The 23,418-nt window shown below is 31.8% G+C and carries 21 protein-coding genes and 2 tRNA genes; 7 read left to right on the forward strand and 16 right to left on the reverse strand.

The features are described from left to right. Nucleotides 1-127: 127 nt before the first annotated feature. Nucleotides 128-200, reverse strand: a tRNA-Glu gene (locus AC1RPH_RS07075). A 511-nt stretch (nt 201-711) separates the two neighbouring features. Here AC1RPH_RS07075 and AC1RPH_RS07080 point away from each other — a divergent pair. Beyond that, nucleotides 712-784 (forward strand) — tRNA-Gln (locus tag AC1RPH_RS07080). Nucleotides 785-1,261: 477 nt separating this feature from the next. On the opposite strand, the gene AC1RPH_RS07085 is transcribed toward AC1RPH_RS07080, so the two are convergent. The 3 genes from AC1RPH_RS07085 to AC1RPH_RS07095 form a co-directional block, all read right to left on the reverse strand. Further along, on the reverse strand, nt 1,262-2,014 hold the full coding sequence (locus tag AC1RPH_RS07085) for a hypothetical protein (protein ID WP_481761916.1): 753 nt from the start codon (nt 2,012-2,014) through the stop codon (nt 1,262-1,264). 492 nt (nt 2,015-2,506) lie between these two features. Next, complete coding sequence (locus AC1RPH_RS07090) at nt 2,507-3,436, reverse strand: hypothetical protein (protein WP_481761917.1); 930 nt, start codon at nt 3,434-3,436, stop codon at nt 2,507-2,509. A 272-nt stretch (nt 3,437-3,708) separates the two neighbouring features. Beyond that, nucleotides 3,709-4,356: a hypothetical protein gene (locus tag AC1RPH_RS07095; protein WP_481761918.1), complete on the reverse strand. Its 648-nt coding sequence runs from the start codon at nt 4,354-4,356 to the stop codon at nt 3,709-3,711. Nucleotides 4,357-4,968: 612 nt separating this feature from the next. Between AC1RPH_RS07095 and AC1RPH_RS07100 the strand changes: the two genes are divergently transcribed. Together AC1RPH_RS07100 and AC1RPH_RS07105 are read left to right on the forward strand one after the other, a co-directional pair. After that, nucleotides 4,969-5,253 (forward strand): hypothetical protein, encoded by a 285-nt coding sequence (locus AC1RPH_RS07100; RefSeq protein WP_481761919.1) that lies wholly within the window; start codon nt 4,969-4,971, stop codon nt 5,251-5,253. Nucleotides 5,254-5,413: 160 nt separating this feature from the next. Further along, entirely contained in the window at nt 5,414-5,614 is a 201-nt protein-coding gene (locus AC1RPH_RS07105; protein WP_057973786.1) for a cold-shock protein, read from the forward strand. A 290-nt stretch (nt 5,615-5,904) separates the two neighbouring features. Here the strand turns inward: AC1RPH_RS07105 and AC1RPH_RS07110 are convergent, their stop codons facing one another. Next, nucleotides 5,905-7,821 carry a GH25 family lysozyme gene (locus AC1RPH_RS07110; RefSeq protein WP_481761920.1) on the reverse strand — a complete coding sequence of 639 codons (1,917 nt, stop codon included), beginning with the start codon at nt 7,819-7,821 and terminating at the stop codon, nt 5,905-5,907. 138 nt (nt 7,822-7,959) lie between these two features. After that, nucleotides 7,960-8,493 carry a PadR family transcriptional regulator gene (locus AC1RPH_RS07115; protein ID WP_409022286.1) on the reverse strand — a complete coding sequence of 178 codons (534 nt, stop codon included), beginning with the start codon at nt 8,491-8,493 and terminating at the stop codon, nt 7,960-7,962. A 110-nt stretch (nt 8,494-8,603) separates the two neighbouring features. Here AC1RPH_RS07115 and AC1RPH_RS07120 point away from each other — a divergent pair, with 110 nt between their 5' ends. Next, on the forward strand, nt 8,604-9,152 hold the full coding sequence (locus AC1RPH_RS07120) for a phenolic acid decarboxylase (protein ID WP_481761921.1): 549 nt from the start codon (nt 8,604-8,606) through the stop codon (nt 9,150-9,152). 69 nt (nt 9,153-9,221) lie between these two features. Here the strand turns inward: AC1RPH_RS07120 and AC1RPH_RS07125 are convergent, their stop codons facing one another. The 5 genes from AC1RPH_RS07125 to AC1RPH_RS07145 all read right to left on the reverse strand — a co-directional run bounded on the left by AC1RPH_RS07125 (nt 9,222) and on the right by AC1RPH_RS07145 (nt 15,038). Beyond that, on the reverse strand, nt 9,222-10,568 hold the full coding sequence (locus AC1RPH_RS07125) for a glucose-6-phosphate isomerase (protein ID WP_481761922.1): 1,347 nt from the start codon (nt 10,566-10,568) through the stop codon (nt 9,222-9,224). 98 nt (nt 10,569-10,666) lie between these two features. Next, nucleotides 10,667-12,040 carry an amino acid permease gene (locus AC1RPH_RS07130; RefSeq protein ID WP_481761923.1) on the reverse strand — a complete coding sequence of 458 codons (1,374 nt, stop codon included), beginning with the start codon at nt 12,038-12,040 and terminating at the stop codon, nt 10,667-10,669. A 22-nt stretch (nt 12,041-12,062) separates the two neighbouring features. Continuing rightward, on the reverse strand, nt 12,063-12,965 hold the full coding sequence (locus AC1RPH_RS07135; protein ID WP_409022282.1) for a GRP family sugar transporter: 903 nt from the start codon (nt 12,963-12,965) through the stop codon (nt 12,063-12,065). 255 nt (nt 12,966-13,220) lie between these two features. Further along, nucleotides 13,221-14,393, reverse strand: a complete 1,173-nt coding sequence (locus AC1RPH_RS07140) for a class I SAM-dependent rRNA methyltransferase (RefSeq protein ID WP_481761924.1) — start codon at nt 14,391-14,393, stop codon at nt 13,221-13,223. Nucleotides 14,394-14,408: 15 nt separating this feature from the next. Further along, nucleotides 14,409-15,038 (reverse strand): VanZ family protein, encoded by a 630-nt coding sequence (locus AC1RPH_RS07145; RefSeq protein ID WP_481761925.1) that lies wholly within the window; start codon nt 15,036-15,038, stop codon nt 14,409-14,411. A gap of 432 nt (nt 15,039-15,470) precedes the next feature. Here AC1RPH_RS07145 and AC1RPH_RS07150 point away from each other — a divergent pair, with 432 nt between their 5' ends. From AC1RPH_RS07150 to AC1RPH_RS07160, 3 genes are all read left to right on the forward strand, one after another. Next, nucleotides 15,471-17,381: an LTA synthase family protein gene (locus AC1RPH_RS07150; protein ID WP_481761938.1), complete on the forward strand. Its 1,911-nt coding sequence runs from the start codon at nt 15,471-15,473 to the stop codon at nt 17,379-17,381. Between the two features lie 116 nt (nt 17,382-17,497). Further along, the gene (locus tag AC1RPH_RS07155; protein ID WP_481761926.1) at nt 17,498-18,238 is read left to right on the forward strand and encodes a hypothetical protein; all 741 of its coding nucleotides are present in this window, start codon (nt 17,498-17,500) and stop codon (nt 18,236-18,238) included. An 18-nt stretch (nt 18,239-18,256) separates the two neighbouring features. Continuing rightward, entirely contained in the window at nt 18,257-18,814 is a 558-nt protein-coding gene (locus AC1RPH_RS07160) for a hypothetical protein (RefSeq protein ID WP_481761927.1), read from the forward strand. A gap of 42 nt (nt 18,815-18,856) precedes the next feature. Here the strand turns inward: AC1RPH_RS07160 and dltD are convergent, their stop codons facing one another. The 5 genes from dltD to AC1RPH_RS07185 are packed head-to-tail and all read right to left on the reverse strand — an operon-like array spanning nt 18,857 to nt 23,319. Then, a complete protein-coding gene (gene dltD / locus AC1RPH_RS07165) occupies nt 18,857-20,080 on the reverse strand; it encodes a D-alanyl-lipoteichoic acid biosynthesis protein DltD (RefSeq protein ID WP_481761928.1) in 1,224 nt (407 codons plus the stop codon). A gap of 24 nt (nt 20,081-20,104) precedes the next feature. Beyond that, nucleotides 20,105-20,341 carry a D-alanine--poly(phosphoribitol) ligase subunit DltC gene (gene dltC / locus AC1RPH_RS07170; protein WP_481761929.1) on the reverse strand — a complete coding sequence of 79 codons (237 nt, stop codon included), beginning with the start codon at nt 20,339-20,341 and terminating at the stop codon, nt 20,105-20,107. A gap of 25 nt (nt 20,342-20,366) precedes the next feature. Further along, nucleotides 20,367-21,563 carry a D-alanyl-lipoteichoic acid biosynthesis protein DltB gene (gene dltB / locus AC1RPH_RS07175; RefSeq protein WP_481761930.1) on the reverse strand — a complete coding sequence of 399 codons (1,197 nt, stop codon included), beginning with the start codon at nt 21,561-21,563 and terminating at the stop codon, nt 20,367-20,369. Then, on the reverse strand, nt 21,563-23,092 hold the full coding sequence (dltA, locus tag AC1RPH_RS07180; protein WP_481761931.1) for a D-alanine--poly(phosphoribitol) ligase subunit DltA: 1,530 nt from the start codon (nt 23,090-23,092) through the stop codon (nt 21,563-21,565). Before dltA ends, dltB begins: the two co-directional genes overlap by 1 nt. A 14-nt stretch (nt 23,093-23,106) precedes the next feature. Beyond that, nucleotides 23,107-23,319, reverse strand: a complete 213-nt coding sequence (locus tag AC1RPH_RS07185) for a teichoic acid D-Ala incorporation-associated protein DltX (protein ID WP_481761932.1) — start codon at nt 23,317-23,319, stop codon at nt 23,107-23,109. Nucleotides 23,320-23,418 lie beyond the last annotated feature (99 nt).

Genomic DNA, 23,418 nt, shown 5'->3' on the forward strand with positions numbered 1-23,418 from the left:
ACTTTTTTCTTTATTTCAACTGTGAACATAGTAAAACCCCCTGAGTTAGATTTCTCCAACTCAGGGGGTTCACTTCATTCCCCTACTTAATCACTTTTTTAAATATTCTAATTAATTACATCTTTTATCGCCCAAACGGGGCTCGAACCCGTAATTCCGCCTTGAGAGGGCGACGTCTTAACCAATTTGACCATTGGGCAAAAATACTCTTTTAAGTATAACCCATATAGATTTGATGTCAATGATTTTTATGCCAAATTAAAAATTGAATAAAACAACAATACAGATACAAACCGAGACAGTACAATGCAGCAGCCCACATAACAAAAGATAACCATTTATATTGTAGGAGAACTTTCGTGGTACCTATCAATAACGTTGTGACACACGCAATCAATAATCTAATGTATAACTTTTTTAATTCACGTCTTAGTTTTATTTCCAATACGTTCGCCTCAAACCCATCTATAGAATAATAACTTAATAAAATGTGCAAAACTTTAGCTTAATTTATTCATTTGTACTTTCTCTACATAACACAATCTTTATGTCCTTCATTATAACGTTATGTATCAATTAGAAAAGTAATCATCACTTTTCTTTATCAATAATTAATCATCTTTACTATTTCTTATTGTTTCAACAAAATATTACTATTTTCTATTTGACAAAAGACCGTTATATCGCTAAAATTAGGAAGTTAATTATTCTTGGGTAATAGCCAAACTGGTAAGGCGCCGGACTCTGAATCCGCAATCTGTAGGTTCGATCCCTACTTACCCAATCAAGTGTTTTCATAGAGTTTCATAAGGTTTCATCTAGATTCAACAAACCGTAGTCAAAACCGTAGTCAAAAAAATAAACTGTACGGGCATGTATGTACTGATGCATCTACTTTCTTAAGTAGGTGCTTTTTATTTTCCCTCAACAAACCGTAGTCATTTCATCACATCTAATTAAATCTACTTCCTTTAGGGTGTCTTGAATGTCTTGATAACCTTTTTAATTGCATCCCTTTAGGGGGTCCGAAATGTCCGAATACTTATTTTTGCCTACATATCTAATAAGTCCCAGGGATGAATAGCTGCACCCATATACTAATATTTGCTAACATATTAGGTATAAATGAAGTATCATTTTGACGAGCTTACTAGAGTTTTGATGAGCTTTATAAAGTATTTTATGGCAAGTTTTGGCAGGTTCTAACACTAACCCTATTACTTACTTTAAGAATACCTAAACATCAATTATAGATAAGGTATTATTTATTACACCTTATCCTCGCCGCTTCGCCTTTTAAAATTTTATTCACTGCATTTAACGGAAAAGATATAGAGTCTATATTTGTTGCAACTGCTGTAAAAATTTTATTAATTTTATTAGTTTCTTGATCTATCAATTCTATATTTTCTTCTTTATTTTTCAATAACCATTTTACTGCCATAGTAAGTTCATCGTATGTTTTCATTAAATCACTCCAAAGTGTAGCAATATTATCTTGATAGGTATCACATTTTTTTGATAATTCGGGTACATAGCTAACGTATGTTTCAAAATAAATTACATATTCATTCTTCAAATTAGTAATTTCATTCAATTTTTCTTTATTAATTTTTGTACCCAAATTACGAATATCATCTATTGTTTCTAATGTACCCTTAGAGAAAATATCTTTTTTCATTAAAATAATATTGGCGGTAAATCTATTATTAATAGAAATTAATCTAGATATGTTCTTAATATCTTCTACAGCAAGGGCATTACTTAACTCATTTTTTCTTTGCTCTTTTAACTGAAACTTTGTATTTATATATGCAAACATAGCTGCACCACCAATACCTATGAAAGAACCTATATAACCTCCCCAAAATCCAAGCCACCCATCACTCGAACCTACTCCTGGAACAATGCCAATAAAAATATTGATGACCCAAGGGATGATAACAGTCACTATCAATATTACTAGTAAAATGAACCATTTATATTTTTTTATAAACCCCCATATTTTACTCACTGCATTACCTCCAAATATCTTATTTACCTCTATATTAAACAATAAAAAACAGGTAAACAATACCTGTCCCAACTCTATGAAATACTATGAAACTCTACGTAACTTAAAAGGTTTATTTTAATGATCACTAGTTACTCAAAAATCACTAAATGATGATTTAACTCACACTAAACTTTTTCACACTTTGAATCTGGCTACCGTTTGTACTTCCAACCGTATCATTCATGATGGATCATTTTAGATAGTATAGTTTATTTCTTTAGCTTTTTAAATGTTTGCACTTTCGTCAACACTATTAGTGTATATACTTTTTAGCTACTATGCTAAGAAATTCATTAATTTTGCTTTTCTAAATTTTAGCTAATATTCTAAGGCCCGGTATTTATCTGAAGATTCCCAGTTCCATATTTCATTTTTTACAAAAAAAGCACTCACGTTTGTGAATGCATTAATGAACCATTATGGAATATCACTATAAAGTATTATATTTATTTAACGGTTTAGCGTAAAGTTTTCTGTATCTATGTCTGGTCTAGTCGAATAGCGTGAGATAGTTTTAAGTGAAACGGTTGTTTTGTTATGATCAGGCACTAGGTAATATTTTTCTCGAAGACTTGCACCCGTGTACACCAACTCTATTTCCCAACCACCATTTCCATAGGGTACGTATCCTCCCAACGCTGCAGGAATATCATCATTATTATTAATTTTAGTTATAGTACTTTTACTTCTATCTGTTATTATCAAGTTAAAATTGCCGTAATTATCATTTGAATTTTCATGTTTGATAATCAGTTTAATCGCTTCATCAATTGATATTGATAGCCCATCACTGGATTGTTGTGTATCATCACTAGCATTGATGATAACGTTATTCACTAGAGTATTTCGACTACCATCAGTTAACTTTTGATTTACATAAGTAGCTATTGTCGACATACCAACTTTTTGTAGTTCATTATCTGCATTGTCATAATAAGCTACAGTATTATGTACATCCCCCAGTAATCTATAATATGGATTATCACCTTTTTGAATATAATACTTAACTGTACTTGAATTAGGTGTTTTAATTGAAACATTGAACCCATCTGCTATTTTATCCGTTAAACCATTCCAAAAACGATTTGCACCATAATAAGCGATTGCTACAGCTGACTGTTTAGGATGGTCTTTCATCTGCTGAACTGTCAGAGTTCCTACATTCCTACTTGCCTGTTTTTTCGTTTCCTGTAATTTACTTTTTTCTTTTTTTAACGATGAAACTTCTCTACTCATTGAACTAGCTATTTTCTTTGAACTTGCTTGTGATTTACTAGAATCAATAGAAGATGATTCATCCTTTTTTGAATTGCTGCTCCCACACGCAGTTAATGATAATAACATCATTGCTATCCCACACGTTACCAATACCTTTTTCATTTTGAAACTCCCCTAAAATTTATTTACCTTTAAATTAAACACTAAAAATGATAGGTAATCAATATTCGTATTCACCTTATGCACTTTTATAAAACTCTGTACAACATAATCTATATTTTCATACTAATAGTCGCAGGTTTTGTTAGATTTTTAACCATTCAAAGATATTTTATACTAAGTTTGTTCAGCCCCAAATGCCGCAATAACCCGTACGACATTTTCTATTTTGGCGTACAAAAAAACATCCACAGTATGGATGTTTCAATTAACCATTATATTTTATTTTGAGTTTGCTGTGCGTCTATTGCATCTTTGGCAGTCGTTTCTAATGCAAACTCATAAGTAAGCTTTGTTCCATTAGATTGTTTTTCTATCCATTCTCCATATGTTATATGTGATCCCTTTATTGTGTAAGGTATGCGATGTGAACCAGATTCACCCCTCATTATAATAAACTTATCGGTTATCTTATACGTATAATTATAGGCTCTATCTTTTCCCAGCTGTGTACGAACCACTGTATCACTTTTTGCGTAACCTAGAGTAATTAAATCAAAAAGGGAGTGCCGTGGAGCAGTACCATCTTCCATAGCTTTACTGATGTCCTCACCATTATATTTGATTGGAGCAAAACTAAATCCTTTTTTTAATTCATTTCTCACAAGATTAGCTGCCTTAGATGACCTTTCAGCTACCATACTTGATTCTTTGGCAGCTGATTCTGATGATGCTTTACTTTCAGAAGATACTTTTGCTTTTTTTATAGACTCTTTCTTATTTGATTCACTTTTTGATTTCTGCAAACTAGATGATTTTACCTCAGATGATGACGATTCCTTACTTGCACTATTGCTGTTCCCACATGCAACTAATAATAATGCAACCATTGTTGAAGCACATAATACGACTACCCTTTTCATTATCCAACACCCCTTTATTTTTATACACTCACATATTAAACACTAAAAAAAGCAGGTAAACAATACCTACCTCCTTTGTATGTACACTCTAAATACTTCAATAAAGTAATAAAGGGTTATATTTTAAAGTTTCTAACATTCATACCCGCTATTAATTTTTAATGCTATATATATTTTTAATTGACGAAGGCTACCAACAAATTCTGCTGGTAGCCTTCTCACTGAATATTTATATTTAATTTTGAGTTAATTAATTTTAAAATAAGTTACTAATTCTACTTCTAAACGATGTAACCCTACCTACTTTACATCCTTGCAACTCCTTGGTTGCGCCAGCGTGAATAAATGAATAGAAATCATCAAACTGAATAATTTATACTAAGAATATTAATATTGAGCTACTATAACCTTAACATGTTTTTGTTTATTGTCAATTTTTCCGAATGATTTATATAGTATTTTCTCATTTTATGTTCTATTTATGATATACTAAATGAGATATTTTAATGATGGTACTTAAATTAATAAAGTGACAGCAACTTAAATCCCCGATTCAATTCTGTCTCCTTCATTTTGAATACACTATAATAATAGTTTGGAGGTTTATACACTATGTTAAGTAAGACAAAAAAATTCTTAAGAGCAAACAAAATTTATTACGATAAAGAACATCTCAATCCATTAATGGTTCCAGATCGTATTTACGTACTTAATTTTGGCTTAGATGAGGATGATCTCAATAATAGATTTATCGTTGAATACACGTATACTTGGACTGGTCGAATCAAAATTAATAAAATTACGATTCGACTTCATAATCAAGTTAGCCCACATGAATTTCGTAATGAAACAGAATTACTGCATTATCTTAAAAAACACACTAAATCGAGCAAATAACATTTGCATTAATCGTCATTAGATGTTATATTAAACTTATGTATTTATGGTTCGGTTATTTAAAGGTGATTTGTTTCATTTATGAACACACTTCTTTTTAATAGTTCAATCAACAAATGCAAAATATATTAGTGCTTACAGCACATGGAGGTTTCATATTATGGAACAAGGTACAGTAAAATGGTTTAATGCAGATAAAGGTTTTGGTTTTATTACTCGCGAATCTGGCGACGACGTTTTCGTTCATTTCTCAGCTATCCAAGGTGACGGTTTTAAATCACTTGACGAAGGCCAAGCAGTTACTTTCGATGTTGAAGATTCTGATCGTGGACCACAAGCAACTAACGTTGTTAAAGCTTAATTATAAGCCTTTGAAACTTACCTTCGGGTAGGTTTTTTTTTTGCAATAATAACCGTATACCCTCTCATCAGCTGCTGTTGTATGACTGTATTTTTAAATTAAATAATTATTTATCATCCGGTTCCTACTATGCACTTTAGGTTACGTTCAAAATCAACTTTAAATTTATCAATATAAAAAATGCCTCATAATTATTAGACGTAGGTCTAACGATTATGAGGCATTTTTAAGTCACACTGTCTTTCAATATCATAATTCATCAACAACAATTAACTTAGAACTATTTTCATTTAAAATGCGTTGCTGTTTACATATCCTTGCCACTTACCATTTGCATTGTATATCGAGTAATATTTATTGCCATTAATTGAATAAGCATATTTTACTGTATATTTCGTACCTGAGTTAGCTATAGTTGACCCTTTTTTTACCGTCCAATTAAAATTACCCCAGATATCATAGCTTCTTTTAACAGAGACAATTTTATTGTATTTAGTATAAATATGGCTAGTTGCTTTATTATTCACATAACCCATCCATTTACCGGCATCGTTATAAAGTGAGTAGTAAATATTTCCGTTTCCTGTAGTATATCTGTATCTAACGTTATATGTTTGACCATAGTAATTACTAGAAGTACTTTTTTTAGATGACCACAAGAAATTACCCCAGACATTATAACCTTTATCGCTAATTTTGACCTTTGCCTTTAATGATTTAGCTACTAAGGTATTCGTAGCATTACTGTTAACATAGCCTTTCCAAACATTATTACCATTATATAGTGAGTAATACGTATTACCATTAATCTTATACGCATATTTAGCATTGTATGTCTGTCCGGAGTTAGTAACTGTAGATCCTTTTTTACTTGTCCAATTAAAATTACCCCAGATAGTATAGCTATTTTTAACAGAAACAATCTTATCATATGATGAATAAACTAAATTTGAAGCATTACTATTCATATAACCTAACCATGTACCTGCATTATTATAAAGTGAATAATAGACGTTACCATTACCCAATGTATATCTGTATCTGACATTTAAGTTTTGACCATAATAATTAGCTGTTGTTCCTTTTGCTGACGTATAGAAAAAATTACTCCAGATAGTATAATCACGTTTAGTAATTTTAGCGGTTGCTTTAAATTCTTTAGCTGAAGCAACCTCCATTGCGTTACTATTTACATATCCAGCCCATTTGCCTTTACTATCGTACAATGAGTAATATTTGTTACCATTACTGTGATTATAGTAATATTTTGCGCTATAAACTTTTCCAATTTTTCCAGTTGTCGTATTTTTAACTTTATTCCAACTAAAATTACCCCAAACATTATATCCAGATTTTTTAATTGAAACTAATTCATTATAACTTTGTGCTTTCCCAGCTGCGTTCGTGGGTGGTGTACTTTCTGTTGGTTTGTTATCTGTTGATGCACTTAAAAACCAATCAGCATTTTTACCAGACATGATACTTGCATCAATGTTTCCAACCCCTGATAAACCATGATTTGTAAAGTTACTTGTATATTGCCATAACGAATGACTTGTTTCCATTGGCTCATTACTTTGGTATGCAGCTAACCAAAAACCATCATATGCGTTAACAGCCGTACTGGCATATGTTTTCATAAAACTAGCATAAGAGTAAAGTATAATTTTACGATTACCTACATATTTAGCCATCTCATCAGCCCAGGCTTTTGTTGTGGCGTTAGTATTTGCTTTGCTAGCATTCGTAACCGTTTGATCTTCATAATCATTGACAAAGAACTTAGCATCCTTGGCACGGTTATATAAGTCTTTCGCTTCTACTCTAGCATCAGCAACATTTTCATATTGGCTAAATGAATAAACACCATATGGAATATTATATTTCTTCATCATCGCAATATTATGATCAATCACTAAATCTTTACGATTTGACCCATATTGAACACGTAAAATAATAAATTTAAAATTTTTCTTTAATACTTTAGCTTGTGCATCTGTAAATGATCCTTGAAATTCTGATAAATCAGGAATTGAATTATCGCGATTTGTAGCCGATTTACTCAATAAAGATGCTGATTTAACTAATGATTCAGGTACATTTGACCCCATCACACCTTCAGGCTTCGAAGTATTAGCCGAGGCCTGATATGCTCCGATACCAATACCTACTATCACACTAGATAAAAATAATACATATTTCGTCATTCTTTTCAAAATAGAAACCGCCCTTTTATTTTTTGTTTAATAACCATATTCTAGCATAATTTATAAGTCAAAAAGATTAAGATTAGAAAAAAAGACCTTCAATAAAAAAATAATAGACGTTTTATAAGCGTCTATTATTTAATTAAGATACTTTTTAAACCACTTAACACAGTATTTTTCTCGTTCAATTGCATGATCTAAAATCAAATAATGACCATATTGTTTGTTGATTTCTTCTTCTGAGAAAAAAATTAATTTCATTCTTCCTTCAAGATGATCTAATTTTACTTGATGTAACTGTAATTGCTCAATTAATCTTTGCTGTAATTGAACGTCATCTTTATTTTTAATAAAATAAAGTTTCAAAATAAATTCGTCTTTAATCGGTTTTAATTCCCCACTATCTGATACTAACCAATCCATTAAAACTTTTTTACCTTGTGATGTAATAGAATATATTTTCTTTTCTAACTTAGTACCTGCTATTTCAATTTCATGCGTAATGTATCCATCTTTTTCCATTATTTTAAGAGCAGGATAAATTTGACTATGTCCTGCTTGCCAAAATTCTCCAATATCAGTCGTAAATGCTTTAGTTATATCGTACCCCGATAATGGTTCTTGATTCAATAATCCTAAAATAATATATTGTAATTTATTTTTTTTTGCCATTTTTCCCCTTAACTTGACTTTTAATACTTATCAGTATACTATAATCAAGTAAACAAAAACATGTAAACTTTTACATGTATAAATAAACACTTTAAAGGAGAACAAAAATTATGACAAATACAGAAAAAAAGTTTAAAACATTAGATGATTTCTTAGGTACACATTTTGTATATACTTACGATAACGGTTGGGAATATGAATGGTACGCTAAAAATGATCATACTGTTGACTACCGTATCCATGGTGGTATGGTTGCTGGACGTTGGGTAACTGATCAAGAAGCTCACATCGTTATGCTTACTGAAGGTATTTATAAAATTGCTTGGACAGAACCTACAGGTACTGATGTCGCTCTAGATTTCTTACCTAACGAAATGAAAATTAACGGAACAATCTTCTTCCCTAAATGGGTTCAAGAACATCCTGAAATTACAGTTACTTACCAAAATGACCATATCGATTTGATGGAAGAATCTCGTGAAAAATACGAAACATATCCTAAAATGGTTGTCCCAGAATTTGCTACAATCACTTACATCGGTGATGCCGGTCAAAATAACGAAGATGTTATCAATGAAGAACCTTATGTTGGTATGCCAGATGATATTCGTAATGGTAAATATTATGACGAAAATTACAAAATGATCAAAAAGAACTAATTTATTCCAAATAAAAATCGTCTGAACTTTTAAAAGTTCAGACGATTTTTATTTTATAACTTTTTTATCTTAAAGACGTGCATTTAATTCTTTTGAAAGGTCTTCGAAGCCAGGTTTACCAAGTAAGGCAAACATGTTCTTTTTGTATGCTTCAACACCTGGTTGGTTAAATGGGTTAATTCCATTCAAGTAACCAGATACAGCTACAGCTGCTTCAAAGAAGTAAATTGTATATCCTAATGTGTAAGCGTCTTGTGTAGGAATGTTCAAAATCATGTTAGGAACATTACCATCAGTATGAGCTAAAACAACACCTTGGAAAGCCTTTGTATTAACAAAGTCCATTGTCTTACCTTCTAAGTAGCCTAAGCCATCAAGATCGCCCTCTTCTTCAGGAATAGCAGTATCATTAACGGGAGTTCCCACATTAATTACAGTTTCCATCAAGTTACGACGGCCTTCTTGAATATATTGGCCTAATGAATGTAAATCAGTTGAGAAATTAGCTGAAGATGGGTAAATACCCTTTTGATCTTTACCTTCAGATTCGCCCATCAATTGTTTCCACCATTCTGAGAAATATTGTAAACTTGGTTCGTAGTTTTCTAGAATTTCAGTTGTGTAACCTTTACGGTATAAAATATTACGTAAAGCTGCGTATTGATATGCTTCATTTTTTGTTAAATCAGCATCTGAATATTCAACACGTGCGTCTTCAGCACCTTGCATCAAGGCATCAATATCAGCACCTGAAGCAGCAATTGGTAATAAACCAACAGCAGTAAGAACTGAGAAACGGCCACCAACGTCATCAGGAATAACAAATGCTTCATAGCCTTCAGAATCAGCTTCAACTTTTAAGGCACCAACTTTACGATCAGTTGTAGCGTAGATACGTGAGTTAGCTTCTTCTTTACCATATTTTGCGATTAATTTTTCTTTGAAAACACGGAAAGCAATTGAAGGTTCTGTTGTTGTACCTGATTTAGAAATAATATTAACTGAGAAATCACGATCACCAATTAAATCTACTAAATCATGTACGTATGAAGGACTAATTGAATTTCCAGCAAATAAGATTTGAGGTGCATTTCTTTTTTCAGCTGGTAATAAGTTATAGAATGTATGGTTTAAGAATTCAATAGCTGCGCGAGCACCTAAATATGAACCACCAATACCGATAACGACTAAAACTTCTGAATTAGATTGAATTTTTTTAGCTGCTGTTTTAATACGAGCGAATTCTTCTTTATCGTAGTCTTTAGGTAAATCTAAAAATCCACGGAAATCACTACCTGCCCCTGTACCGTTGCGTAATTCACTATCTGCTGCAGTAACAAGTGCTTGCATTTCGCCAAGTTCATTGTCTTGGACGAATTTTGATAAGTTAGAACTATCGAATGAAATATGTGCCATTTTAATTATCTCCCTCATATTCTTTATTTAACAACTTACATTATACAATACTTAGTAGAAAATATAACAGTCAAACAGAACTTTAATTACAAATTCCGTTATTTTTTTTGTTTACTATGAGAATATCCGTAACCGTAATAAGCAACTAATCCTATAATAATCCAAATTAGAAAGGCAACCCAGATATTAATCGGTAACTGAATCATCAAATAGACTGAAATAATTATAGACAAGATTGGTAACAATGGTACAAATGGAACTCTAAATTGGCCTTTACTAGGTTCACCAAATTGTTTCCTTAAACTTATTAATGCCAAAGCCAAAATAACAAGTACGGTTAACGTTACAATATTAGTCAATTTGGCTAAACTTTCAATAGACACTAACCCACTTGCAATCGCAATAAAAATACCGACTGTCCATGATGCTGCTTTGGGCGCATTCGTCTTATCGCTAATTTTTGCTAAGTATTGGGGCAATAATCCGTCTCTCGCCTCCGAATAAATCATTCTCGATAAACCATAGGCTAATGCAATTAAGACGCTTAGAAGCGTTATTATTGCACCTACCGAGATTATATTTCCAATAATACTCTGATTTACAAATCGCATCGCAAATGCAACTGGATCACTAACATTTAATTGTGTATACGGGACAATTCCGGTTAATACTAACGTAACAATAATATAAAAAATAGCAGAAATACTTATCGCACCAATAATTCCTTTTGGAATTGTCTTTTGCGGATCAATTACTTCGTCTGATGCCATCGCAATAGATTCAAACCCTAAAAAGGCAAAAAATACTAATGCGGCCCCACTCATTACCCCACTTGTACCAAATGGCATAAAGGGTTGCCAGTTACCAGGTTTAATGTAAAAAACACCCACTACTATAAATAAAAGAATAATCGCAAATTTTACAAATACCATTATTTTGCTTAAACGTAGTGCCTTTTTTGCTTCAAATGTTGTTAACCATGTAACGACTAACGTAATTATAACAGCAATAATATCGATATATGACCCTCTTGCTGCATTATACGATGCACTCAGCGCAACAGGCAGGTGGATATTAAGCCCTATCAAGAACCCCTGCATATACGCAGACCAACCTGAGGCAACAGAAGCCCCCGCTAGAATATATTCACAAATGGTAAACCAACTAACGAACCAGGCTATAAACTCACCAAAAATAACATAAACATAATTATACGAACCACCAGAAACTGGTATTCTTGATGAAAATTCTGCATAAGAAAAGCCGTTCATTATAACTGCAATTGCGGCAATAATAAACGACAAAATAAGGGCAGGACCAGCCTCTTGACTGGCAGCATTCCCCGTAACAACGAAAATACCTGTACCAACTGTTGCGCCTAACCCTAAAAGAATGAGATCACCGGTTTTAAGGGTTCTTTTTAATTTACTAACATGATGAGTTGTCGCAAATTCTTTTTTCCTTAAATCCATCGATTAACACTCCTTCACCATTTTATAAAGTTTTCATAATTCCTAACATAATAACACCTAAAATAACAAATATTGATCCAAGTGTGACATAAATCATCTCATGCTTAGTCTTCTTTTCTCCTAATAAGTAGATACTACCGAATGTTGAAATAACCACTCCCATTTGAGAAAATGAAAAACTAACAGCTTGACCTAATTTAGGAATTGATAAGAACATAAAGATGTTACCAGCGCCCCAAATAAGTCCCGTTAATACATTTTTAAAAGTTGATGAGTGCATAATAACTTCATTTGCAATAAGCGCAACAAATCCAGCACCTATAACCATACCAACAGCTTGTGGCAAGATTGTTGCCATTGTAAATGCACGTGATTCATCAGCAGTCATGCCCACTGTTGCATAATGAACAACAATTGTATAACCTACGTAACCAATTGTTGACAAAATAATAGCACGTACACCAGCAGCAGTATTCTCATTTTTTTCTGAATCAGATAGAACTGAATTTTTTTTATCTCTCAATGATGTCAAAGCAGCACCAGCAATAATAACGATCATCGCTATAGTACCAATCACAACCATTTGAGTTGTCTTCCATTCATTAAACAGTATGACACCTGCCAACGCATTACCAGCTAACTGTAAGCCTGTTGAAACAGGAACTGTTTTTGAGATTCCGATTGCTTTCATAGCATGGAATTGTTGATTTTGACCTAAACTCCAAAATAAACCAGAAACGATACCAATAATCCAGACTTTTGTGTCCATTTCTGGTTGATAAATACCATAAATGGCAATTCCAAAAATCAAGGCACCCCATGTCATACCAACTGTTTGTTGGTTGGCAGTTCCGCCAAGTTTTCCACTTATAAGTCCAATACTACCCCATGCAATTGCAGGGATTACTGCCATTAAGATAATCATAATTAATTAAATCCTCTACTCTCTCTCTTTTATTCTTTTTTCGCGATTTAACTATTTTAGCAGTAAAGTAACCGTATTTACAACCCTTAAAACAAAAATTTGATGATAGCTTTAGCAACATTTGAAACGGGTTACATTCGAAATCCATCAAAAACACTCATAAACGTTTAATTACAAGCATTTTGTTTTTATGAATTTTTTATATTTTACGAAAAAAAACAATCCTATTTAATAATAAATAGGATTGTTTTTTAATTAATCAACTTTAATAACTAACGTTTTTAAATAATTACCTTGACGATATTCCTTGTTTGTTACAAAGTCACTTGATAAACGGAATGTTTCAAGTAATGTAAATGAACGATTCTTATTAGCAAAAGCTTCTGTGATTTGTTCTTTTAATTTTTTGAGCGTCAATCCTGCCGAATTAGTTGAGAACATGATAACACCATCTTTTTGTGTAATATCAATAGCATCTTCAGCAAGTTGAACATAATCTTTTTGAACTGAGAATGTTCTTTTCTTTGAACGTACAAAACTTGGTGGATCCAAAATAACTAAATCATAGTTAATATGGTGTTTCTTTGCATAATCTAAATAGCCGAAAACATCCATTCCACGAATTTCTTGTTTTTCAGGATCAATATTATTAAGTACAAATTGTTCTTTTGTACGATCAATATTTTTATTATTCACATCTACACTAACTGTTTTAAGTGCGCCACCTACTGATGCAGCAACTGATGTTGCACCTGTATTACTAAATCCGTTAAACACAAGTTTTCCTTCAGCATATTTATTCATAATTGCTTTACGCATTTCACGTTGTTCTAAGAAAAGTCCTGTCGTTGTTTCATTAAGATATGCAGCAAATTGAAGGCCATTTTCTTGAACAATAAGTGGCGTAGGTGCATCTTTTCCACGAACTTTGAATGTTGATGGTTCACCCTTTGTATCGTAACGAAGATTAGCATAAATACCTTTATAACTTGTAACTGCATCAGAAAATGCACTATAAATCATATCTTTGTGTTGGTAAAGACCTAAGCTATACCAAGTAAATACATAATAATCGTCGTAATAATCAATTGTTAATCCACCGATACCTTCACCTTCACCGTTAAAGAAACGAAAGGCATTCGTCTCCTTATTAGTAAATAATGATTTACGGTTCATTCGAGCGTTATTAAATAATTTTGAGAAAAAATCTTCATCAATACGTGATTCTTCATTTCGTGAAAAAATCCAGCCATCCCCACGATTTTGTTCTGCAAAATAACCATAAGCGACAAATTGATTATGTAGCGTTAATGCAACCCATTCTCCTTCTTTAAAATCACGAGTTGTTTGTAAATCTTCCTTATCAATTAATGGGTATCCATTTTTAAACTTTTTTGCTGCATGTGAAATAATTTCTACTTTTCTCAATGACTAGCACTCCTTCTATTTTTTAACGTCTTTTTTATTTAATATTTGATTTAAGATAAGATATAGCCCACAGCCTATCAATGTACCCAATGAATTAAAAATGATATCATCTATATCACTAACTCCGGATCCTAGTACAAACTGTCCACATTCAATAGCGATTGATAAACAAATACCAACCAACATTGTTTTTACTAGAGAATACTTTTTAAATTGCTTTAGACTGGGTAAAATAATTCCTAACGGAACAAACCAAAGAATGTTACCATATAGATTATACACGAAATCGAACAAAGATTGTCCATTTGTCAGTTTAATTGTTTCAATTAACGGTGTCCAATTGATAGAATGAAAATTATAGGTTGAATTCAATCGGATATCCCATGGGAAATAGACATATCTAAATACCGTCAATTCAACTAATAAAACGAGGTACGCAACTAATAATAGCCTTACAAATTCTGTTCTGAAGTTTATTTTTTTCTTTTGATACAACCCTATACTTACTCGAATAACAAGATACACGATTAAGTAAAAAATTGTTTTATCAACACTTAAAAAAATAAGATGGATTAATGGAAAGTGGTTAATACCTTGTGAGTAATGATGTAAAACGTATTCATATAATTTTGATAAAAATAACATTCTTTCAACCTCACCTTCCATCTTCTCCTATATTAACAAATAAAAACATGATATTTTAGTATGTACCATTATTTTTCATGTAAATTTAATAAGTTAAAAATGCATTAACAAAGCTTAGCATCAATTGACACAAATTTAATATAGACTGTAAACTACAGTTACGATTTTAATTTGATTATACTCGAAAGGACGGTTCAAACCGTGCAGACACTCAAACGATTTAGAACATTTCTAAACACAAAGCTTGGATTTTTCACCCTACTTCTGTTTCTTTTCTGGTTAAAAACAATTACTGCATATCTTATTGATTTTAACCTTGGTGTTTCAGGAATTTATCAATACTTTGTCCTTTTGTTAAATCCACTTGGCACAACCATGCTACTACTCGGACTTGCATTATACATTAAAAAACCAGTTATTTCATATTTGACTATGTTTTTAATTTACATTGCGAACTCAGCATTACTATTTTTTAATGTTATTTATTATCGAGAATTTACTGATTTTATGACAATTAATACAATGTTAGGTTATTCTAAAGTTTCTGAAGGTATTAGTGGCAGCTCTTTTGCTTTAATGAAACCACACGATATTTTTTACGTCATTGACTTAGTGCTTATTATTTGCTTATTCTTAACTCGCTATTTAAAATTTAACACTCGACCATTCAGTAAACTTAACGCGTTTGCAATTACATCATTCTCAATAATGCTAACATTGGCAAGTTTAACATTAGGCGAAATTGACCGACCACAATTAATTACGAGAACGTTTGATCGTAATTATATTGTTAAATACTTAGGAATTGATTCATATACCGTCTACGACAGTTTCAAAACAGTTAAAAACAATCGGGTTCGCGATACTGCTGAAAGTTCTGATTTAAATGATGTCCTTGATTTTACAAAGTCACATTATGCAGCACCTAATCCAAATATGTATGGTATCGCAAAAGGTAAAAATGTTATTGTGCTCCATTTAGAAAGTTTTCAACAATTTTTAATTAACTTTAAGGTGAATGGAAAAGAAGTCACACCCTTCTTAAATTCTCTATACAATGGTAAAGAAACTTATAGTTTTCCTAATTTTTTCAATCAAGTCGGACAAGGTAAAACATCTGATGCTGAGAATCTCTTAGAAACAAGTATCTATGGATTACCTCAAGGATCTGTTTTCACATCTCTTGGATCCGAAAATACATTTGAAGCAGCTCCCGCTATCTTAAATCAAACCGCTGGTTATTCTAGTGCTGTTTTCCACGGTAATATTGGATCATTTTGGAACAGAGATTCCGTTTATAAAAGTATGGGATACCAATACTTCTTTGATTCAAGTTATTATGATACGTCTGCAAATAACACTCTAGAATACGGTCTAAAAGATAAGTTATTATTCAATGATTCAGTTAAATATTTAGAAAAATTACAGCAACCTTTTTATGCAAAATTCATTACCGTGTCAAATCATTTCCCATTTGATATTGATTCAAAAAATAAAGACTTTGAAGTTCCAGATACAGGTGATACGTCTGTTAATAATTACTTCCAAACGGCTCATTATTTAGACGAATCAGTTAAAGAATTTTTCACATACTTAAAAAAATCTGGATTATCTAATAATACAATGGTTGTCCTCTATGGTGACCATTACGGTATTTCAAATTCAAGAAATGTGAAGCTTGCTAAACTTCTTGGTAAATCATCCGAAACATGGAGCTCATTTGATAATACACAATTACAACGTGTTCCATTTATGATTAATATTCCTGGAAGTAAAAATGGTGGCATCCAAAATCAATATGGTGGTGAAGTTGATGTCTTACCTACCCTTCTTCACTTATTAGGCCTAGATTCGTCATCATATGTTCAATTTGGGACAGATTTATTTTCTAAGAATCACGATCAGACAGTTGCGTTTAGAAATGAAAACTTCATTACACCTAATTATACTGTTTTAGATTCTACAATTTATGATAATGTAACAGGTAAAGAAGTTACGCACCCTTCTAAAATTGTTAAGGAAACAATAAAGAAAGATCAGACAAAAGTCAGTACCGAACTAAATTTATCGGATACAGTCAATAATCAAAACTTATTACGTTACTATACACCAAAGAATTTTAAGCCAACGCAACCAAGTGACTATAACTATAAGAATCAATATAGTAAATTACTAAAATTACAAGAAACGCTTAAAAACAATTCGACAAGCCTCTATTCAAAACATGGCAATAAGTCGACAACAACCTTATATCAAACAGATGCTCCTGAATTAAAGGCACCAACTGCAAGTTCTTCTTCAAAAACTGTTACAAGTTCAAGTTCAAGTACCAGTTCAAAATAAACGCTACCGAAAAATAAATTTCGGTAACGTTTATTTTTTTATTCTAAACAACTTCACATAATGTTCATAACTATTATTTAAAATTAGTCATATAGATTAATCGAAGAGGTGTCATTATGTCTTTAATTCTACAATCATTATCTAGTATTTTTTATCATAAGAAACAAACAGTTGGGTTATTTATCATATTTTTTTTCACAATACTAATCGGTCTCTCAAACTTATTATTTAATCAAATTTCATTTGAATCATTTAAAAGTTTTAAAAAAATGCTTGCTCATATTAATGTTAATAGTACATCTAGTTCTAATTTACTTAGTGTCTTAACAGATATTCATAAACAACAAGTCAGCCTAATCTACCCTATTATTATTGGGTTATTGATAGCGGGTATTACTATCAGTATTGTTGTTTATAAAAAAATCATCAACAAGCGTATCAACGAATATCTTAGTTTACACAATATCGGCGAAAGTCAGCCTAAAGTCGCATTTGCATTCGCTCTTGAAGTCCTTATTATCTTTATAGCAGCATTAATTTTAGTGATAATTTTAATTTTCTTCTTTAAAAATAACTATACTTCATTGCTGAGAGAACTAAATATTTATTGGCTAACCCATTCATTAGCTATGCAACTTTCTCCCTCAGAAATATCCTCTGAGTTATTAGAATTACTGTCACATAAATTAACCAATTTTAATGGGAATTTTTTAATTTCCTCTACAAACGTACAATTTAGTACATTAATCTCGCAAGAATCATTCATTAATTCTGCATATCTATTTGCTGGCGGTATAACTATTAGCCTTATTTCATTCCTATCTGTCTTATTCTCTACCCGTAACTCATCTCATTAAATTATAGGAGGCATCACAATGCAACTAAAAAAATACACTAATACAACTCAATCATTAACCTCATTATTCCCTACCCATTCGGTTTCAATCATTTTAGATAAATCATTTGAATTCGTAAATCAACTTGAAAATCAAGACTTTATTAATTCAAATTTAGTTACTTTAATCACAATTGAAGAACTAAGCTTAATAGTTCCTTATCTAACTATCACACAAAATATGGGTTTAACATCTAAGAAACAGCACAAAAAAACATATAAAACTATTTCAAAATTAATTTATGGACAATATTTTCACCACTATTCACCGAATTTTATCAACAAAAAAACGACTGATTTAAGTCACTTTGATGAAACACTTATTTTAATTTTTAGAGCTATCTTAAACGATTATTCGGTGATCATTTTATCAGGCTTAATTGATGAATTTTCAATAATAGAAACAAGATTCTTCATTGATTTAGTCACAGAATTAACCTGCCAATTAGATTTAAGCATTATTATCACAACTAAACAGACAGAGTTACTTACTCAACCGCAAATCATTCCCTTTGCAGAATCTCCTATAATAGAATAAACCCTCATTGCATATGCAATAAGGGTTTATTCCAATTATTTTTTATTCTTGTTGCCAATCTTCTGAGTAATAATAATTATTTAAATGATATTTAGGTTTAACTTGTTTTTGAGTCAGGAATGGGTTCACATAACTATCAACCGCAACCCAACCTTTCCAACCTAAATGAATCGTATCTTCCATGAAGTATTCTTCATTACCATCTTTACTGAAATCAGCAATTTTATTAAATCCTTGGGATTTCAATTGCTTTGTAACCTTACCATCAAAGTTAGCTAGCATCTTCGACGATAGTCCAGTATAACTTGCCCAACGTTGGTTTACAGGTGGAATAATAAACAAGACGTCAGTATGTTCTTTAGCAAACTGATTTAAAATTAATTGGAAATCTGAAAATTCAACAGAATGATCATAATTTAATTTAGTCTGTGTACCTGCAAGCTTACCAATTTTTTTGTTAAGCTTATTTTTATCCCAATAACTATTTTTGATTGCAAAATCATTATTGGTTGTCCATTTAGCACCATATTTACCGGCAAGAATATTTAATTTATTTAAATCATATTTTGCTGGAAGGTTCTTAGTTTGTTTGTCGATAGTCTGTGTTCGATCGGCCATCGGAAAACCTGAGAATAATTGATCTTCATGATTCAAAATCGTTAATTTCAAGCGAAGCATCGTAGCATCCGCTTCAGATAACGACTGTCCTTCAGCAATTTTATGCATTGCATTCAGTACAGATTCATTTCCTTCACCAGACATTAAAGTAATAAATCTGTTGGCAGCATAACGATCTGACAGGCTGTTAGCATTTGCAGATAGTAACCACTCTGTTGTTTGTAATGGTGAATAAAAATTATTAAATACCTGCTTTCTTACACCATTAGGAACAAACCATTGTGGTGATACCACCATAACTGCTTTTTTATTTCTTAATTGATTTTTGATACCTTGTAAATAAAAATAATGATTAAGCGATTGTGTCCCACCAGTTCCCATTAAAAATGGACGATATGAACGATTATATTTTTTCGCTAAAACTGAAGGATGCATCGAATCCATCCGTGAAAATTCGGATGAACCGATAAATGCCACATAACCATCATCTAATGCCTTTTGACGAATAGCAGAGCCCTTTAAAATTAAAGTAGATTGCGATACTGCTGCTTTTTCTTCAGTTTTTGCAGAACTGAAATTATAATTGACTGGTGCAAGTAGTATGGCTAATAGTAATGCAACAGCCAAAACAACAGGCCCAATGATCATGAATAACTTCTTTTTCAATCCCATTTAGATCAAGCTTTCTACTTTTGCAATAATTAAATTTGGTGTTGCCCACTCAGAACGTTCAAACTCTGAAATTGGAATATCAACACCTAATTCATTTTGTAATTCTAAGATTAATTGAATTGAACCCATTGAATCTAATAGGCCTTCATCAAAAACATTTAAATCTAAATTATTTCTAACTTCTGCGCTACCTGTTGTCTCTTCTAATATATCTAAAACTTTATCTTTTGTGTTCATATCAATTCTCCTCTAATTATCTATTTTATGAAAAATATAGTTTGTCCAAAAATCCTGAAAAGATTAAGAAACTTAAGCAAACGATGTTAAACGTAATAAAGATTGCAAAAATTTCTGTAAATTTATTACTTGGAATACTGGTTTTATGTTTCTTTTTAAATCTGAGCCATGCATCATTAATGACGATAGCTATCGCATGGAATAGGCCATAGGCAATGTAATACCAAGTAACCCCGTGCCAAAATCCCATGAGTAAGAATAATCCAAAATAACCAACAATAGCTGTTGTTATTCGACTTTTAATTAATTTATGTTTCATCATAAAAAAGACTAATCTCATATAAACAAAATCACGGAACCAGAATGAAAGTGTCATGTGCCAACGATTCCAAAAGTCTTTAATATTGTGTGCGATGAAAGGTCTATTAAAGTTAGGAGGTGTTTCAATTCCCATAAAGTAACTGATACCAACTGCGAATAAACTATAACCAGCAAAATCAAAAAATAAATCCATACTGTACGTGTACATGTAACCAACTAAGGCCCACGATATACCACCGTCTAGTAATGCAATACGTGCGACGTGAGGTAACAGCATCGTACCAAATAGGTATGCTAGTAAAAATTTATATAAGAAACCTAAGAAAATGTAAAATACACCCTTTTGTAACATTTCTAAATATTTTTCTCGACTTGGGACATTTTGATAATCTTTAACAAACCGTCTGTAACGATCGATTGGTCCCGATGAGATAGTTGGGAAAAACAATAAAAATTGTAAGGTTAGCATCAAATCAAATTTCTTAATACTACCATCTCGCGATTCCATAATCATTTGAACCGCTTTAAACGTTAAATAACTAATTCCTAAAAAGCCAATAATTGATGGTATACCATTATTAATGGCTGGTGTTATTTTTACGATGGATAATGGTGCTATCGCTAAAAGGACAGCCATAATAAAAACCCACGTTTGATTATACTTACTACGATAATTCATGTATAAACCGATAAGTAAGACTTCAAAAATTATATAAATAAGTAAATTAAAGCCTTCGTGAAGTTTTGGACCGCCAAATATTAAGAAAATAAAGAGTAATGAAATTAACGTTTCATACAATCTAAATCTTTTACCATTAAGCAAACCAACAATAATTGGAATTAAAACAACAATAAGATATAGAAAGTACATCGGATTGACATAAGGTTGGAATGATACCATTAAGCATTCACCTCATTTATTAGTGTTTTCCGATCAATTTTACCATTTTGCGTTAATGGTAAAACATCAACATAAACAAACTTCTGTGGAATCATATATGACATCATTGTATCTAACAAGTATTTTTTAATTTCAACTGTTAATTCTGAGTCTCGTTCAACTGGATTATCATTTTGAACAACATACGCAATTAATTGAACCACTTTATGATCCTTATTATATTTTGGAATAGTGATTGCTTGTTTTACAAATGGATGCGATGACACATGATGGTCAACTTCTTCTAATTCAATTCGGTAACCATGTAGTTTAACCTGGAAATCAATTCGTCCACGATATAACAACATCCCTTCAGAATTTATGATTGCTGCATCACCAGTTCGATAGGCAGCTACGCCATCCATTTCAAAAAAAGCACTGGCCGTTTTTTCAGGATTGTTAAGATAACCTTTTGAGACACTAGGTCCAGCAATAATTAATTCACCTTCATCACCATTTGGTACTAGTTCATTTTCTGGATTAACTACAACCATCTTTGTATCTGATTTGGCATAACCAATTGGTAATCGTGGGTATTGTTCTAAAATAGCATCAGTAATCTCAACACTCGAAACCGCAACTGTTGCTTCCGTAGGACCATACGTATTAAATATCTTAGCCATTGGGAATCTTTGCTTCAATGCTGCAGCTGTTTTGTGAGTTAATTCTTCACCACAAAATAAGAATCGACTAAGATCTGGTAAATGTTTATCATCAAACGTTGGTTCTAATAAACAAATATCAATAAATGATGGTGTTGAAACCCAAACTTGTAAGTCCAGAGTAGGTAACGTTTGGAAAAGAACTTTGAAATTATCCGTCACTTCTTGAGGTAAAACAGATAACTTACCACCCATAGTTAATGTAGGATACAAGTCCATTACTGATAAATCAAATGAGTATGGTGCCTGAGATAGACTATTGGGATGTTCTGGTAGAGAGAAATCTTCTATCATCCAGTTCACGTAACTTATCAAGTTATCATGACTAATTTGAACCCCTTTTGGCTGTCCAGTCGTACCAGATGTAAAGATAATATAGAAGTTATCTTTACCAGTTACTTGGAAACTAGGATCAGGAACTTCTACCCCTTGATTATTCTCAATAATTTCTGTTAATTCAGTTGATAAAATTACAGGTACATCGAGTTTAACTTCAGGTAATTCTGCTACAGCTATACAAGCGACTGGTTTCGCAACTTCTTGAATTGACTCTAAACGCTCAGCTGGTGAGTGCGAATCAATTGGAATATATGCGTGCCCTGCTTTAACGCTTCCTAAAAAAGCCACTAGCATATTAAATTTTTGATTTCCATATATCATAATTGGACGTTTATTATCTAAATTTAATTCAATCAAATGCAATGCTAATGCATCAGATTTTTCTTTTAACTGTTGATAAGTATTTGTCTCACCCAAATCATTGTAAACAATGCGATTGGGATCGGACATTGCGATCATATCAATTTGATTAATTACATTTTTTATCATGTCTTTGCTCTCCTTTAAAATTCATTATAGATAAACGTACCATTACTTATACCTTTAAATGAATACAGGTAAACTAGCATCGCCAATACAATAAAATAAAAGGCAGTTCGAACGATAAACATAAAAACTTCATTTTCTTTTAAATCATGCCATTTTTGGCTCATATTTATCACATCCCCCTTAGAATGAATATAGTATACACTTTTTTTCCCCCGTTTAGCATTCATCTATGTCATACTAACCTAACAATTTTGTAATATTAAACTTAGTTAATAATCTTATTAACCGCTTTTTAGTGTAACAGAATTACATCTATATCACAAAAA

The organism is Dellaglioa sp. CoH-57-MRSF-16 (genome assembly GCF_056782055.1).